The sequence below is a fragment of the Pararobbsia alpina genome (assembly GCF_965118125.1).
GTDB classification, from domain to species: Bacteria; Pseudomonadota; Gammaproteobacteria; order Burkholderiales; family Burkholderiaceae; genus Pararobbsia; species Pararobbsia alpina_A.
On the sequence record NZ_OZ221288.1, the window covers coordinates 618,700 to 635,223 of the forward strand.

A 16,524-nucleotide genomic window follows, 5' to 3' on the forward strand; every position below is an offset into this window, starting at 1 on the left:
TTCAGTGCCCCACCCCTGTGAGGGCCAGCGAAAGACCGAGGCCGATCAGCGCCGTGCCGATCACGCGATCCATCGAACGTTGCTTGTCGAGCATGATCGTGCGCAGCAGGGCCGACGAGAAGAAGACGGCAACCAGGCTGAACCATGCCCAATGGGCGAACGACATGAATGCGCCGTAGGCGAAATCGACACGCAGCGGGCTGCCCGGGCGCACGACCTGCGTGTACGAACTCACGACGAACAACATCGTCTTGGGATTCAGCGCATTCGTGAAGAACCCGGTACGGAATGCGCCGGCCAGCGAGATCGCCGATTTGTCACCCGAGTCGAGCTTCAATCGCGACGTATTGGTCAGCGACTGATAGCCGAGATAAATCAGGTAGCCCGCGCCGAGTATCTTCATCAGCAGGAACAGGGTCGGCGAATGCGCAATCACGATCGCAACGCCGAGCACCGTGTACAGCACGTGGATCTGCACGCCGAACGCGATGCCGAGTGCAGAAACCAGCCCCGCGCGACGACCATACGCAAAGCTGTTGCGCGTGACCATGGCAAAGTCAGGGCCTGGGCTGATCACGGCGAGCAACGTGATGGCTGCGACCGCTAGCAATTCGTTCATGGCGTGTGTCCTCCGCGTGGGAACGGTTTATTTCTTGCAGAAAGTAATGACCAGCATGTCGCGATACGCTGCGCGCGACGGATCGAGCCGTACGATCGGTGTGACCGAGTGCATGACGCGTTCGTCGTTGACGATGGCCGCATCGAACGGCTGCATAAGCGTGTAATCAGCAAGCGGTTGACGCATGCGGTCGTAGATCCGCGACTCGCCGTTGACCACGTTGACGCGGTTGATCAGCATCATGAAGACGAAGTTGACGCCGTCGCGGTGAATGCCTTCCGGCGTCGGATTCGCATTCGGGCTCGACGCGTCGATACGGAACTGGTGCGCCTCGATGTGCCAGGCGTAGAACGGTGCGAGCCGTCCGAACAGTTCGCAGCAGAATGCGAGCGCCGACGTCATGACGGGGTTGTCGAGCGTGTCCTTCTCGAACGGAGCGAAGTGCCGGGCGATGCCGCCATTGAGCCGGTTATACGCGCGGCTCTGGTAGTGCGGCTGATGCGGTTCGAGACGAGCGATACGTCCCGAAGGCAGCGCGCTGAATGTCGCGTGGCGGCGGAAGCGATAGGTACCGCCATCACGCATATAGGTGTCTTGCTCGAGGCGGTTCCAGCTGTCGCGGAAGGCCTCCCAGCCTGCCAGCGCGTCACCCCCGTTCGGCGCCAGCAACCGGCGGGTCTTGCCGCCGGGTAGAAATCCAAAGTCCTTTCGCGCGAGAAATTCGCACAGATTTTCAATGTCCTTGCGTGGTACTGCCGCCTGCCCCGTCGCAATGGCCGGTCGCATCATCTCAAGTATCTGATCCATGCTAACCCCTAGAGAGAGTTCGGATACGCCTACTTGGCGCGCTGACTATGGGCGCCATTATGTGAAGCGCCCCAGCTTAAAAAAAGCGATTTATACTGCGGCCTACCCGTGAGTTTTTCTGACAGATATGAAACTGCCACCGCTCGGAACGTTTCGGGTCTTTGATGTCGCGGCGCAAACGCAGAGCTTCGTGAAGGCCGCTGAGGTGCTGCACGTGACCCATGGGGCCGTGAGCCGGCAGATCCGTATGCTGGAAGAGGCCGTGGGGCTCGAGCTATTCGAGCGACGCAACCGGGCCGTGTTTCTGACGCCTGCAGGGCGTGCGTTGCAAGCGACGACGGCCTCGGTTTTCGAGCAGATCGAAGCGACGCTATACAGGCTCCAGCAGGAATCGCGTGAAAACGCGCTTGTGCTTTCTTGCGAGCCGACGATCGCGATGAAATGGCTGATTCCGCGCCTGCCGGCGTTTCAGCGCGCTCATCCGGACATCAGCCTGCACTTGTCCGCAGCGGGCGGCGCGATCGACTTCAGGAAGGCCAACGTCGATCTGGCCTTGCGCCGTGACGACTTCAAGTGGGGCGATGACGTCTACGCGACGACGATCTGCGAGGAATGGGTCGGCCCGGTATGCGCGTCAAGCCTGCCGACCGGCGCGAATGCCGGCGACATCGATGTATTGCATACCAAATCGCGCCCGACGGCCTGGAAAACGTGGCATCGGCTAAGTAACAGCCCTGTGCCTGCGGGTGCGCGCGTCGACTACGAGCACTTCTACCTGTGCATTCAGGCGGCCGTGGCCGGCCTCGGCGTCGCGATGTCGTCGTTCTTCATGGTGCAGGATGAGCTCGCCAACGGGCAGCTTGTCGCGCCCGAGGGGTTTCTGCGCGACGGGTCGTCGTATTGCCTGCTCTCCGCGCGGCCGCTTGCGGAAAATCGCAAGTGCCTGCGGTTCGCTGAGTGGGTCATGGGGGAAATGCAACGCTGTCTGGCACGGATCGAGACCCGTGCCAGAGTCGCCTGAGGGGTACTTACAGGGCTTACAGGATGAGCTTGGCCTCGAGGCCGCCTTCCGGCCGGTTGCGCAGCGTGAGCGTCGCATTCATCGCCAACGCAAGCTGCCGTGCGATCGCAAGGCCGAGGCCGGTGCCGCCCGTATCGCGGTTGCGCGACGTCTCGACGCGAAAGAACGGCTGAAACACCGCTTCGAGCTGCTCTTCTGGAATACCCGGTCCATGGTCGATCACCGCGATCGATACGCGCCCTCCTGCCGCGCGACCGACCACGACATCGCCCGAACCCGAATACTTGATTGCGTTGTCGATCAGATTGCCCAGCACGCGACGCAGCGCCTGAGGACGTGTCGTCAGCGTCTGTGAGACACGGCCCGACAGCGTGACGTTCTGCCCCGAGTCCGTGTAGTCGGCAACAAGACTTTCGATCAGCGCGTCGGGGTCAATGCGTCGCGGTACCTCGTCGGCGCCGTGCAGCGTGCGCGCATAGGCCACGCCTTCACGTACCAGCGCTTCCATTTGCATGAGGTCGTCGCGCATCTTGGCCCGCGTGTCGTCGTCATCCAGCAGATCGGTCCGAATGCGCATGCGCGTAATCGGCGTCTGAAGATCGTGCGAAATCGCAGCAAGAATCTGGATGCGTTCCTTGATATAGCCGTTGATCCGCAATTGCATGGCGTTGAACGCATGCGCCGCGCGCGCCACTTCTTCAGGCCCCTGCTCGGGCAAGGTCGTGCCCGCGAGGTCGGGGCCGAGCGTGTCGGCGGCCTCGGCGAGGTCGTGCAGCGGACGCGTCGCAAGACGCACGGCAAGCCACGCGCATCCGGTCAGCAACACGAGCTGGCAGACCATCACGAGCGACAACCACGGCGACAGCGGAATGCCGCTCATCGGATGCAGATCGATCGTCAACGGCGTGCCATCCATAAGCTTCAGATGGACTTCGAGATGCTCATGGCTGCCGGGTATCGCATTCGCGGTGGTCGGATAACCGGGCCCCACGCTATCGGCGATCGACTTGCCGATGGCGGCCGACAAACGTGCATCGGGTTCGGAGCCGCCAGTCATGCCCGGGCCGAGCTCAAACGTATAGCTGCGTCGTGCAAGACGCGGCAACCACATCGAGCGTTCCGCGGCAGGCAAGTGGTCGAGCAACGCCACGGAAGACGCAACCTCGCGCCCGATGTAGCCGACCATCAGGTTGGTCGTCGCTTCATTGCGCTCGGTCATGGTGACCCAGAACGACAAGTACTGCGAGACGCCGAGGCCAACGAAGAACAACAGCGACAAGCGCACGAACAGCGTGCGCGGCATCGGCACATATCGGAGCCACCCGGACATCCGGCGTGACTGACCTGCGGGACCGGACGGACCCGCAGGACCCGAAGGCCCGGACGAACCGGACTGACCCGGCCGACCGGCTTGATCCGGCCGACCCGGTTGACTCGATACCGTACTCATTGAGCCTGATCCTGCGCGGTCACGGCCGCGGAAAACACATAGCCCTCGTTGCGCAAGGTCTTGATGTAGCGCGGCTCGCGCGCGCCATCGCGCAAGCGCTGACGCAAGCGGCTGACCAGCAGATCGATCGAACGATCGAACGGCTCCGTCTGGCGGCCTTGCGTCAGCGAGAGCAGTTGATCGCGCGTGAGCACGCGCTGCGGATGATCGACAAAGACGCGCAACAGCTTGTATTCGGCGCCGCTGAGCGCAACCATCGTGCCTTCCTGGTCGAGCAGACTGCGCCCGATCGTATCGAGCGACCATTCGCCAAAGCACAGGTATTGCGCGCCCGCGACGGCTTCGGCGCTCGGCGGCATCATGCGCGCGCGACGCAGAATCGCGCGGATGCGCGCCAGCAGTTCGCGCACGGCAAACGGCTTGACGAGGTAGTCGTCCGCGCCCATTTCAAGGCCGACCACGCGATCGGTCTCTTCGTTGAGTGCGGTCAGCATCAGGATCGGCACGGTCTGGAAATCGCCCGCACGCAATTCGCGGCACAGGTCCAGGCCGCTCTCGCCGGGCAGCATCAGATCGAGCACGATCAGGTCGGGACGCTTCGCCGCCAGCGCATTACGCATCTCGCGCCCGTTCGAGGCGAGCGCTGCGTCCACGCCGTTCTTGCGAAGATACGTTGCGATCAGTTCGCGGATATCGCGATCGTCATCGACGATCAGCACGTGGTCGCTCTTCTCCACCGCGCTTTCCTCCCTTTTTGCGGCTCTTGTCCAGTGTCGTCATGCAGGTGCACGGTCCTTCAGGCGCCCGAAACAGTTCGGACACGAGCATACCGGCAATCAGCACGACCGCGGTACAGATGCGTTTCATGCGTCCTCGACCACCGAGAGGCTCGCACCGTTGGCCACGTCCGATTCTTCGAGCGCGTAGACGTCGACGCCTTCGAGGCAGCCGAGGTTCGCGCGCCAGAGTTTCGGATCGCGGCGCGTCTGGTGAAACGGATAGATACCACAGTGGCGACAAAAGTAATGCCTGGCGACACGGGTGTTGAATTGATAGAGCGTCAGCGCGTCTTCGCCGGCGACGATACGCAGGCGGTCGGCTTCGAATACCGGCGACATCAGCGCGCCCTTGCGACGGCACAGGCTGCAGTTGCAGCGATTGGCCGGCGTCAGCGCCGTGTCGACTTCGAACTTGACCGTGCCGCAATGGCACGAGCCGCTGTAGGTCTTGTAGGTGCCCGTTTCATGGGCAGCTTGGGAAGGGGTCGTGGCAGACATGGCGCACTCCGTGATCGATGGCTGTGTTTATACCGCAGCCCCGATGGCGCCATATGTCTCAATGTATCTGCAAAAGATCGGGATACAAAAATGGGGCCGGTGCGCGCAGCGCGCGTGCACGCGGCATGCCACCGGGGTGGGTGGAAGCGCTGATTGCCCGCCACCTTACCCGAACATTGCTGGCTTGTCGTACCGTGCCGATCGCCGGGCAACACGCCCGACGCCCTGCCTCGCAGGCATGGCGCGAGCGTGTTTGCGCGCCTGCGCGCGAACGCCTGCCGCGCTTCGGAGACGAACTCGCCTTAGTTCGTGTAGTCGAGCTTCGGGTACCACGTGCCGCCGCGGCCTTCGGGCGTCATGTCGAGCACGTTCCAGAGCGGCATGAAGTCCGGCGCGCCGCGCGGGTCCTGCCCCGGATCGGACGTCTCGGGGCCCATTTCGCCGCTGTAGAAGTGCAGGATCTTGCCGTCGCGCTTCATGAAGACATCGAACGCCGGTATGTCGCTGCCATCCGGGAGCACCGAGTGATAGTCGCGCGCGTAGGCACCGTCCGGATCCGAATACAGCTTGAGATGCCGCCAGCCGCGTTCCTGTTTGAACTCCACCAGCCGTTCGAGCGGGGATCGTGCGACGACCGCCAACGCGACGCGTTGCTCGATATCGCGCGCCTCGCCATCCCAGGCGCCGAGCAAGGACGTGCACATCGGGCACGGACGCGCGCGCTGCGGGCCAAACATGAAGCTGTAGACGACCAGCGTGGATTTGTGGCCGAACAGGCCATCAAGGTCCGTGGGCCCGTTTTCCCCGATAAATCTGTAGCGCGTCGTGACTTCATGCCCCGGCGGCAACGCGCGCCGCATCTCCGCGACGCGCTCGATCTGCCGGCGCAGTTCGATTTCCTCGGCAAGCAGCGCGATACGCGCCTGGCGATAGGCGTCGCTCTCGTTGGCATAGGTCACGCCATTGCGCTTGGCAAGCTCCATCGCGGGAGCCAGAGTCTGCATCTGTGACATCGATTGCCTCCTTGAAAAAGTCGGTCGCGATACGGCGCATCGAGTGCATCGAGCGCATCGAGCGCAAGCATGTGCCGATCGCTTTACCCTACGACGAACGACGGTTCAGGAATTCGACATCACCTTCCAAGGTTTTGCTCGTTGTGCGCGGCACCACTTTTCCGCGCTGCAACATGACGCTGGCCCGATCAGCTTCGTCCCGCACCGTGCCGTGCGCCTGAATCGGCCGCCGCAGCGGTCGCCGCGACGTGAGTCTTACTGGAGTCCGCGACCTTCTTGCCGTGATCACCGCGCCCGGCGACCGCTGTCTGTCCCGTCAAGTCGGTGTTCTGCGCAATGATCCGCGAGACTTCGGCGTCGGCTTGCGCACCGAATTGCGCGAACACATCGGTTTTATAGACCGTATTGACTGGTGCAGCATCCAGGCGTGAGCCCCGATCGTCCTTCGTGTCGACGTCGACCTCCATCGACAGACCGACGCGCAGCGGGTGTTCAGCGAGCTCATGCGGGTCGAGCGCAATCCGCGTGGGCAGGCGCTGCACGACCTTGATCCAGTTGCCCGTTGCGTTCTGTGCGGGCAACACGGCGAACGCGCTGCCCGTGCCGGCGGAGAAACCGACCACGTGACCGTGGTACTGGATGTGCGAGCCATACACGTCGGCCGTCATGATCACCGGCTGGCCGATCCGTACGTGCTGCAGTTGCACTTCCTTGAAGTTCGCGTCGACCCAGACTTCGTTGAGCGGCACAATCGCCATCAACGGCGTGCCCGGCGACACGCGTTGCCCGACCTGCACCGAACGCTGCGCAACGTATCCCGTCACAGGGGCCGGCAAGGTGTTGCGTGCGTAGTTCAGGTAAGCATCGCGGACTTTCGTCGCGGCGGCCTGCACGCTCGGGTGATCGGCGACCGTAGCCCGATCGGTCAGCGCGTGGTTGGATTGTGCTTGCTGGCGTGCGGCATCCAGTGCGGCCTGCGCGTCCTTGACCGCATCGCGCGCATGCGCGACATCTTCGGCCGAGACGGCACCTGCATCTGACACATCGAGGCGGCGTTTCAGGTCAGCGTCTGCGCGCGCGAGATCGGCCTCGCGTTGTGCGACCGTCGCGGCGTAATAGTCGTTGTTGACGTAGAGCGTGCTGACCTGACGCACTGTCTGACCCAGCGCGGCCTCGGCCGACGACAGCGTCATGCGGGAGTCAGCGGGGTCCAGCGTAACGACCGGTTCGCCCTGCTTGACGATCTGCGTGTCGTCCGCGTTGACCGACACCACGGTGCCCACGACCTGCGGCGTGAGTTGCACGAGGTTGCCGTTGACATACGCATCGTCGGTTTCGACGTGGTAGCGGCCGACCGTCATGTAATACGTGCCATACGCGGCTGCGGAGCCCGCGATCGCGATGCCAAGCAAGGCAAGCATCAGCTTGCGCTTGCCCGGCTCGGCGGTTTCCGTGGCGGTCGGGTTGGCCGTTGCTGCGGCTTCGTCGGCCACACGTTGCGGTTGGCCGGCGTTGTCCTGGGTCGATGACTTGGCGTTCATGGCAAGACTCTCAGTGATCGGTACGAATCGGAATCGGATAAATGAATGGCGATGCGTGCATCAGTTCGCATGCGTTGCGAGCGACTCGCGCCTTCAGACGCATGACTTCATTGGCACGCCTTCATGTGCATTACTTCGGCTGCACCGCGGTCGTGGCAGCCACGACCTGCGACGGAGTGGCGACAGGTTGGCTCGCGGCATGTGCATCGGCTGCCGACGCTGCCTTGTCGGCCGAACCTGATTCATCGACATATCCCCCGCCAAGTGCGGCTGCCAAAGCGATTTGCTTGTCGCGGCGGTCCATCTTCAGATTCGCAACAACCTGATCGGCATGCAGGGCCTTCACGTCGGTGATCAGCACATTGAGCTGGTTCGTGAGGCCCGCCTTGTACTGCACGACAGCGAGGTCATACGCACGACGTGATGAACGCGCGGCGTTCTCTGCATCCTCGAGTTGCGAATCGGTCGAACGAATGTCCGACAGATCCGTGGCCACCTGGCTCAGCGCAGTCACGAGTGTCTGGTTATACGTTGCGACGGCGTAATCGAAATCCGCGTAACGGCCCTTGAGCTGCGCGCGCAGCTCGCCGCCATCAAAGATCGGCAAATGCACGGCCGGACCCACGGATGCGGTGCGGCTTGCCGCATTCAGAAACTCGCCAAAGCCAAACGCATCGAGACCGATGGCCGCGCTCAGGTTGATGTCAGGATAAAACGCTGCCTTGGCCGATTTGACTTCGTGCGTGATCGAGTCGACGCGCCAGCGCGCGGCGACGATGTCGGGTCGGCGGCTCACGAGGTCGGCCGGGAGATTGTCGGGCAGCGCGACGATATCGCCCGGGCCCATGGTCGGACGTGCGATGGTGAGACCTCGATCGGGTCCCTCTCCAAGCAGCGCGGCGAGCTGATAACGCGTCGACACGACCTCACCGTCGAGGCGCTTGAGTTCCGCGCGGCTCGACGACAAATCGCCTTCCGAAGTCTGGCGTTCGACGTCGGTATCGAGGCCCGTGGTCACGCGATGTTGCGTGATCTGGTCGACGCGATCGCGTTCGGCGACTTCCTGCGCTGCGATATCGCGCAACGCATACAGACGAGCGAGATCGTTATACGCGCGCGCGACCGATTCGGTCAGCTCGAGACGCACCACTTGTGTATCGGCAACGCTTGCCTGCAATTGCGACAGCGATGCCTTGTAGGCCTCACGATTCTTGCCCCAGAGGTCGAGGTCATACGAGGCACTCAGCAAGCCCTGGTTTTCGGTTTGCCACGAACCACCATACGGCGGCGGTACCAGTGCAGTGCCCGAGTACTGCTCGCGCTTGAGCGAATACGAGGCGTCGGCACTGGGCAAGGTCTTGGCCTTCGACGTTTCGGTATAGGCCATCGCATTCGCAAGCCGCGCACGCGCCTGCTCGATCGTCGGGCTGGACTTGAGCGCTTCCTCGATCAGCGACTGCAACTGCGCGTCGCCGAACTGCGCCGCCCAGTCGGCCGCGGGCCAGTGCCCGTCTTCCGCCGGCACGCTCTTTTGCGTCTCGAGCGCTTGCGGCGCTTGAATCTGCTTGTCGTCATGGATGCCCGCGTAGTTCGCGCAGGCCGCGAGCGTCGACACCATCAGCGCAGCGACAGCCAGCTTCGCGCCCTTTGGCGTCCATCCTGATTGCTTTGCAGTTTGCTTTTGCTGATATTTCATTTTCTGACTCATCAGATATAAGGGCAAAAAAAAGCGCACTCAGGCGCTCGCGAATTTCTTGAGCAGGCGTTGCAGCTCTTCGAATTCGGCCTTGGTGAATTGCTTCAGACGTTCGTTGAGCACATCGGGCGCCAGTTCGATGATGTGATCGGCGACCTCGAGGCCCTTCTCCGTCAGATTCAGCAGCACGACGCGGCGATCTTCCTGGCTGCGCGAGCGCTCGAGCAAGCCTGCCTTCTCGAGCTTGTCGAGCATGCGCGTCATGAGCCCGGTATCGATGCTCAGGAACTTCGACAGCTCGAACGGCGTGGTCGCATTGCCGCGCTTAAGCGACAGAATGATGCCCATCTGCGGGCCCGTGATGTCGAAGCCCTTGAGCGCCGCATCGAGCTTCTGCGTCAACACATTGCGCGCCTTCGTAATCAGGAAGCCCACGCTTTCCGTGATGTCGAAATTGTCTTTCGTGTAATGCTTCATGGCTCGGGGGTTCCTGACACGTTGGGGCGAACAATATCTGACTTTTCAGATATTGTCAAAAAAAGATTATCGCGGACCACCTCCACGACTTCACTCTGAGCGCCTTCATCGCCCTCGCCTCCCTGGACGCTCTAAACGCTCCAGATGCCCTAAATGCCCTCGACGCTGACGATGCCTCGACGACGACAACGCATTCGATACCCGGCCTCATGCGCCTAACTTGATACCGCGCCATACGCGTCTTTCGGCCCGGATGTATTACACGCCGGCTTACAGGTAACTGCGGGTAACCTTACCGGCACTGTTTCGCGCATTGTTCGGGTAGCGGCGCTGCTATGGTGATTTCACCGTACCTTTCCCGCCGATTTCCGCATGACCGTTGATCAGATGCTCGACGAGGCCTTTGCCCATCACCAGGCTGGCCGCCTCGTCGAAGCCGAGAGTTTGTACCGCGACGCCTTTGAAGCCGATCCGCACCGCTGGGGCGCGTGTCTCAATCTGACCAAGATCCTGATGCTCACGGGAAGGCTCGAGCAGGCGCAACGATGGCTGCATTGGCGCCTCGAAGACACGTTCGAAGACGTCACCGCGCATCGGCAGCTCGGCTTTGCGTATGCGAGCGAGAACAAGCTCAACCAGGCCTTGCTGCATTTTCAGCGGGTCATCGACCTCGACCCTCGCGACGCGGGCGCGCATGAAATCATTGCGCACCTGCTCAGGGGATTCGGGCGAGCCGAAGAGGCCAGGACCAACTTCGATCGCAGCGCCGCGCTACGCGACCCCGTGCAGGCCGGCTATGCGATGGGCGGCAAGCCGGAATTTCGCGTGCTGATGTTGTTCGCGCCCGGCGGAGGGAACACGCCGTATATCTACATGCTCCGCGTAGTTCACTACGACTGTCATGTGCTCAGCGTGGTACCCGGCGTCGACTACGACATCGAACAACTGCGCGCATCGACCGATGTCGTGTTCAACCTGATCGCCGATGTCGACTCTTCCGCAGAGCAGCTCGCCCATGTCGCGCCCTTGCTCGAGAAAATCGGCAAACCCGTGATCAATCATCCCGATGGCATCGCGATGACAGGGCGTGATTCGAACGCCGGACGACTCGCTCGCATTCACGATTGCGTGATGCCGATGACGATGCGCTATACGTCCGATGCGATGAACGAAGCCGTCCGGGAAGCCACGCGTGATCCGATGGCGCCGCAATCGTTCGGCGACGCATCGCAGCGGTTCGGATTTCCCTTGCTGGTGCGCCGTGCGGGCACGCATGGCGGCGAAGACTTTGACAAGGTCGACAACCCTCCTGCGCTGCAACGCTTCGTCGAGCAGACCCAGGCACCGCACTATTACGTGACCGAGTACGTCGACTACCGGTCACACGACGGCTACTTCCGCAAGTACCGTTTTATGTTCGTAGACGGAGAGATATTGCCCTACCACCTGGCAATCGATGACCAATGGAAGATTCATCACGCGACGACCGACATGGTGAATCAGCAGTGGATGAAAGACGAAGAGAAGGCGTTTCTCGACGATCCGCACGCCGTGTTCGGCGAACGTCAGTACGCCGTGCTGCGGGCCATATGCGATTCGATCCATCTCGACTACTGGGGTGTGGACTGCGGGATTGACCGGCAGGGACGCGTCGTCGTGTTCGAAGCGAACGCCACCATGCTCGTCCACACCCGGAACGAACTCTTTCCGTACAAGCGCCCTGCCGTCACGCGCATCAAGCTCGCATTCGATGCGATGCTCGAACGCCGCGCAGCGCTGGCCCGGCTGATGCGCGGCGGGGCCGCGCACGCCTAGCGTTACTTCGCGCTCGCCGAGTAGTAGTTCGCGGCCGCCTCGATTTCATCGGGCGTCATGTTGCGCGCGACGTTGCGCATCTGCTCGCTGATGTCGTTGTGACGCGCGCCCGATGCGAATGCCTGCAACTGAGCCTTGATGTAGGCCGCCGGCAATCCGTTGAGCCAGGGGCTGCCGACCTTGGTGTCGAGCCCGCCATGGCACGACGCGCAAGGCGCGATATTGCGCATCGGCGCACCGGTCGCGACAATCTCCGGAACAACCACCTCTTCATGCACGCGCGCTGCGCTCGGCCGCGGCAGATACGCGTAGTACGCAGCGAGGTCGCGAATATCCTGGTCCGTCAGATTGACGACCATCGGACTCATGATCGCGTTGGTCCGCGCACCGGTCTTGAAGTCGTGCAGCTCCTTGTAGATCACCGACGGATACTGGCCTGCGAGGTTCGGCGAGTTGGCCTCGCTCATGCCGCGCTCGCCATGGCACATCGTGCATTGAAGCGCGAGCGTCGCGCCACGCCCCACGGATTGCGCCGAGGCAGGCGGCACAGTCGAAGGCGTGAGTTCGACGGTGCTCGTCGTGTAGGTCGGCGTGACCGGGGCTTCGCTGCTGCTATACCAGCTTCGCGGCACCCCCGCGGCGCTGCAGATCGCATTCCAGACACCCTGGAATTGCGCATCGCGTTGCACCGACGGCAGCCAGATAAAGCCGATGACGAACGAAATCACGAAGATGACGATCGTCGCGCCGACACTGCGCGTGAACCACCGATTGCGCAGGGAAAACAGCGGTTCCGTGCTCATCGCGGGCCTCCGATTCGAATCGCAGGCACCGACGTATCACTGCGAAACAGCAGTTGTCCGATGGGGTAGCCGTAGTTGACGACCGTCAACGCGATCATCAGCGTAAGCCACAGCGCAAAGCTGTTCAGCGCGACCGGCAACGACGCAGACTCATGCACGGGCTTGGCGAACTGGAACGGCTCGATCTCGACACGCGGGCTGCGGTGCGCGCCGATCAGAATGATGAAGAACATCACCGCCGAGATCACCAGGATCACGCCACCGATCACGGAGAAGATCACCGATAGCGCCTGCGCGGCAATCTCGGGGTTCGTGTAGTCGTAGTACGCCATGCGCCGCGGCATGCCGAGAATACCGACCCAGTGCCACGGGAACGTCAGCACGATCATGCCGATAAACCAGAGCCAGAGCTGCCAGCGCATGAGGCGGATATGCGTGATCGCGCGCCCTGTCAAATGCGGCCAGAGGTCATACGCGATCACGAAATACATGATCACGATGGCGCCCGCGTAGATCAGGTGGAAGTGGCCCGTGATCCATTGCGTGTTGTGGATCGTCGAGTCGAGCTGGTAGCTCATGTTGATGAGGCCGCCGGCTCCGCCAAACCCGAGCATGATGAACGAGAACGCGAGCGCGAGCATCGCCGGCCTGTCCCAGGGCAACGCCTTGACCCATCCGAACGCGCCCTTGCCGCCACGCAGACGCGAAGCGATTTCAGCCGACGCGCAAATCGTGAAGACGGTCAAGAAAGTCGGGACCGACACGAACGCGGTGAAGACGGACTGCACGACCTTGAAACCCGAACCCACTTGCGGATCGGCGAACAGGTGGTGAATACCGATCGGCATCGAGACGACAAGGAACAGGATGAACGACACGCGCGCCATCGAATCGCTGTAGAGGCGTCCGCCGATTGCGCGAGGGATGATCGTATAGAACGCGATATAGGCCGGCATCAGCCAGAAGTACACGATCGCATGCAGCGTCCATGAGAAGAACACGCGTGCAAGCCCCGCATCGATCGTGTTCTTGAAACCCAGGGCGACCGGCAGGATCTGGAACAGCAGCTCGAGCGCCGCACCAACCGCCGTCCACCCCCACAGGTACGCGCCCGCAACCGTTGCGAACATGGCGAGCGGCACCGGCTTGCCCGGGTTGTCGCGCTTCCACGCATTCATGTTGATGCTCATCAGCGCGACCCAGATCCACGACCCGACCACGACAAGCACGACGCCGATGTAATAGAACGCGTTGCCGACCATCGGCGGATAGAAGGTGTAGAGAACTGAGGCCAGGCCCATGGCGACGGGAATCACCGCCGTGATCGTACCGATCACAACGAGCCAGAAGCCGGCCCACGCCCACTTGCTGCCGACGAGCGGCCGCTTGAGTGCGAGTTCGCTGACTGCGTAGCCGAAGCCCATTGCAATCAGCGTCGGGAACACATAGCCCATCGCGGTGCCGTGTCCCGTTACCGAGCGATAGTAGATCTCCGGGTCGTGCAGCCACGGATGCAACGGGCTGCGAATGAACATCTGCCATGCACCAAGCAGCAATGCGAGACCGAATGACGCAAAGCCCACCCAGAAGTGCGAGAGTACGAGTCGCTTATTGAACACAGCTGAGCCTCCGCGTATTGGCTGCCATCTTTGCAAAGGCATCCTTGTCGATGACTTTGACGTGCGCCCACATGCCTTCGTGGCCGACGCCGCAAAACTCATGGCAAGGCATCAGGTGATCGCCGGGCTGCTCGAACGTCGTATGGAACGTCGACACGTACCCGGGTTCGATCATCGAATTGATATTGGTGTTGGTAATCAGAAAACCGTGCACAACGTCGGCGCTCGTCGCGCGGAACGTGATCGGCGTATTCGCTGGCACGAGCAGGCACTGCGGCGTGAACGAATACTGTTGCGCGATCAGGCGCACGGTCACCGAGCCGTCCGACTCCGCCGCCGTGCCGAGATTGCTTTCGACGAATTCTCCGGAGATATGGAGCTTGAGCGGGTCGATGGTCTCGACGCGCGACGGCGGCATCATGGCCCAATGCAGGCCGGTGAAGACCACCATCGCAATCAGCACGATGACGATGCCGAGCACGAGCATTGCCCAGCGCCGCTCGACGCGTTCGGCGACGCTTGCGCTCTCCGACGAATGAGGTACCTGATTCATGAGGTGAGGTTCCGGCTTTATTGAATGACGCCTCGGGGCAAGAACACCCAGAAGTAAAACGCAAACCAGAGCGCGATGACGACAGCGGTCGCCACACCCGCGACGGCAATCGCACCGCGCGGTCCGCTGCGCACGATCTCGTCGACGGCGTCGTCGTCATGCTCGTCGACCGGCGACGATCGCGTTGAAGAAGGGTCGGTCATGTCGATAGTCCCGAATGTGTCGATGGTCTCGATGGTCTCGAATGTTGCGATGATCGTGCTGGCCTGGCGGGTCTCGATCGCCGGATCGGTGTCGTGAAGCGCGGCCCGTCGAAAGCATTGCCGTAAGCCACGGTCTGCTTGCCCGGGGCTATCGGCGCTATCGTCGACTCCGTTATCGACGCCGGCCAGGCCACACAATCAGTTCAGCGGTGCAGCTCGCAGGGCATTCGCCTCCTGCGGTGTCACGGGCATGCCGTGGTTGCCCCAGGCCGTGCGGATATACGTCACGACCGCAGCAACCTCGACGTCCGAGAGGTTCTGCCCGAACGGCGGCATGCCATACGGCATCGGATTCTTGGCTGTTCCAGGCGCATAGCCGCCGTTGAGCACCATGCGAATCGGGTTCACCGCCGACGTCATCTGGATCGACTGGTTGTTGGCGAGCGGCGGGAAGTGCGGCAGCTTGCCCTTGCCCTCGGCACCGTGACAGATCGCGCACTGCGCCTCATAGATCTTCTTGCCGAGCGGGAAAAGCGTGGTCTTCTGTTCCGCTGCGGCGGCAGTCGGTTCAGGTGGCGAACCGGCACGCGAAGGCAGTGACTTCAAATAGACGGACATCGCGCGGATATCGTCGTCGGTCAGATATTGCAGACTGTCATGGACGACCTGCGCCATCGGGCCATAGACCGCGCCGCGGTTCGACACACCTGTCTGCAGCAACGCGTCGATGTCTTCGACGCTCCAGTCGCCGAGGCCTGCTTCCTTGTTCGAGGTCAGCGATGGCGCGTACCAGTTCTGCATCGGGATCAGGCCGCCTTCAAAGGCCTTCGACGCCGAGCTGCCGCCCAGCGCATTGATCGAGGTGTGGCACAACGTGCAGTGACCGAGGCCTTCGACAAGATAGGCGCCTCGATTCCACTCGACCGACATCGTCGGGTCAGGCTTGTACTCGCCTTCCTTGAAATACAACGTGCGCCATCCGAGCAGCAGTGAGCGCTGGTTGTACGGGAAGCGCATTTCGTGCGGACGGCTCGGCTGCCGGACATCCGGCGTCGACTTGAGGAACGCGAAGATCGCATCGGAGTCGGCACGCGTGACCTTTGTGTACGTACCGAACGGCATGGCCGGATAAAGCAGCTGACCGTCGCGCGACTTGCCGGTGTGCAGCATCCGGTAGAACTCGTCGGACGTCCACGCGCCGATACCGTATTGATGGCTCGACGAGATATTGGGCGTGAAAAGCGTACCGAACGGCGTTTCCATTGCCAGGCCACCGCCGAACTCCTTGCCGCCCGGCGCGGTATGGCAAGCGATACAGTCGCCGGCGCGCGCGAGATATTCGCCTCGTTTGAGCACATCGGGATCGGTCGACGGCGCAGCGGTCGTCTTCGCGGGTGCCTTCTCGATTTTTTCAGGTTTGGTCACGCTTTGCGCGAAGGCAGCAGAAGCGCCGAGCCCACATAACCCGAAGCATACGAAGACAAGTGCGATGCGCGACATGGCCCCTGTGGCCTTCGACACCGTCCGTGCCCTGGAAAATGCAGCCATCGTGCTTGCCTTGCGCGCCCAATGTGTCGCGTTTGTCGCGTTGTTTGTCGTTGTTGCCGCTGTGACCGTTCGTCCGGTCTTT

The 16,524-nt window shown here is 62.1% G+C and carries 16 protein-coding genes; 2 read left to right on the forward strand and 14 right to left on the reverse strand.

Annotated features, from left to right (window positions below):
* Position 1 precedes the first annotated feature (1 nt).
* Complete coding sequence (locus tag ACMFWR_RS21140; protein WP_413196645.1) at positions 2-619, reverse strand: LysE family translocator; 618 nt, start codon at positions 617-619, stop codon at positions 2-4.
* Positions 620-646: 27 nt separating this feature from the next.
* On the reverse strand, positions 647-1,426 hold the full coding sequence (locus tag ACMFWR_RS21145; RefSeq protein WP_413196646.1) for a 2OG-Fe dioxygenase family protein: 780 nt from the start codon (positions 1,424-1,426) through the stop codon (positions 647-649).
* 127 nt (positions 1,427-1,553) lie between these two features.
* Here ACMFWR_RS21145 and ACMFWR_RS21150 point away from each other — a divergent pair, with 127 nt between their 5' ends.
* Positions 1,554-2,447, forward strand: a complete 894-nt coding sequence (locus tag ACMFWR_RS21150) for a LysR substrate-binding domain-containing protein (protein ID WP_413196647.1) — start codon at positions 1,554-1,556, stop codon at positions 2,445-2,447.
* A gap of 16 nt (positions 2,448-2,463) precedes the next feature.
* Here ACMFWR_RS21150 and ACMFWR_RS21155 read toward each other — a convergent pair whose 3' ends face one another.
* From ACMFWR_RS21155 to ACMFWR_RS21185, 7 genes are all read right to left on the reverse strand, one after another.
* Positions 2,464-3,750 (reverse strand): ATP-binding protein, encoded by a 1,287-nt coding sequence (locus ACMFWR_RS21155; protein WP_413196648.1) that lies wholly within the window; start codon positions 3,748-3,750, stop codon positions 2,464-2,466.
* 143 nt (positions 3,751-3,893) lie between these two features.
* On the reverse strand, positions 3,894-4,634 hold the full coding sequence (locus tag ACMFWR_RS21160; protein ID WP_413196649.1) for a response regulator: 741 nt from the start codon (positions 4,632-4,634) through the stop codon (positions 3,894-3,896).
* Positions 4,635-4,760: 126 nt separating this feature from the next.
* Entirely contained in the window at positions 4,761-5,174 is a 414-nt protein-coding gene (locus tag ACMFWR_RS21165; protein ID WP_413196650.1) for a GFA family protein, read from the reverse strand.
* A 302-nt stretch (positions 5,175-5,476) separates the two neighbouring features.
* Positions 5,477-6,187 (reverse strand): DUF899 family protein, encoded by a 711-nt coding sequence (locus ACMFWR_RS21170; RefSeq protein WP_413196651.1) that lies wholly within the window; start codon positions 6,185-6,187, stop codon positions 5,477-5,479.
* 188 nt (positions 6,188-6,375) lie between these two features.
* Positions 6,376-7,728, reverse strand: coding sequence for an HlyD family efflux transporter periplasmic adaptor subunit (locus ACMFWR_RS21175; RefSeq protein ID WP_413196652.1), 1,353 nt, complete (start codon positions 7,726-7,728; stop codon positions 6,376-6,378).
* A gap of 130 nt (positions 7,729-7,858) precedes the next feature.
* Entirely contained in the window at positions 7,859-9,424 is a 1,566-nt protein-coding gene (locus ACMFWR_RS21180; RefSeq protein WP_413196653.1) for an efflux transporter outer membrane subunit, read from the reverse strand.
* 39 nt (positions 9,425-9,463) lie between these two features.
* Entirely contained in the window at positions 9,464-9,901 is a 438-nt protein-coding gene (locus ACMFWR_RS21185; protein WP_413196654.1) for a MarR family winged helix-turn-helix transcriptional regulator, read from the reverse strand.
* Between the two features lie 372 nt (positions 9,902-10,273).
* Between ACMFWR_RS21185 and ACMFWR_RS21190 the strand changes: the two genes are divergently transcribed.
* Positions 10,274-11,716 (forward strand): tetratricopeptide repeat protein, encoded by a 1,443-nt coding sequence (locus tag ACMFWR_RS21190; protein ID WP_413196655.1) that lies wholly within the window; start codon positions 10,274-10,276, stop codon positions 11,714-11,716.
* Between the two features lie 2 nt (positions 11,717-11,718).
* On the opposite strand, the gene ACMFWR_RS21195 is transcribed toward ACMFWR_RS21190, so the two are convergent.
* From ACMFWR_RS21195 to ACMFWR_RS21215, 5 genes are all read right to left on the reverse strand, one after another.
* Positions 11,719-12,519 (reverse strand): c-type cytochrome, encoded by an 801-nt coding sequence (locus ACMFWR_RS21195; RefSeq protein ID WP_413196656.1) that lies wholly within the window; start codon positions 12,517-12,519, stop codon positions 11,719-11,721.
* Positions 12,516-14,138, reverse strand: a complete 1,623-nt coding sequence (locus ACMFWR_RS21200; protein WP_413196657.1) for a b(o/a)3-type cytochrome-c oxidase subunit 1 — start codon at positions 14,136-14,138, stop codon at positions 12,516-12,518. The genes ACMFWR_RS21195 and ACMFWR_RS21200 overlap by 4 nt, the downstream gene beginning before the upstream one ends.
* Positions 14,128-14,691 carry a cytochrome C oxidase subunit II gene (locus tag ACMFWR_RS21205; RefSeq protein WP_413196658.1) on the reverse strand — a complete coding sequence of 188 codons (564 nt, stop codon included), beginning with the start codon at positions 14,689-14,691 and terminating at the stop codon, positions 14,128-14,130. The genes ACMFWR_RS21200 and ACMFWR_RS21205 overlap by 11 nt, the downstream gene beginning before the upstream one ends.
* A gap of 17 nt (positions 14,692-14,708) precedes the next feature.
* Entirely contained in the window at positions 14,709-14,894 is a 186-nt protein-coding gene (locus tag ACMFWR_RS21210) for a cytochrome c oxidase subunit 2A (RefSeq protein ID WP_413196659.1), read from the reverse strand.
* A 198-nt stretch (positions 14,895-15,092) separates the two neighbouring features.
* A complete protein-coding gene (locus ACMFWR_RS21215; protein ID WP_413197312.1) occupies positions 15,093-16,394 on the reverse strand; it encodes a c-type cytochrome in 1,302 nt (433 codons plus the stop codon).
* Positions 16,395-16,524: the final 130 nt, after the last annotated feature.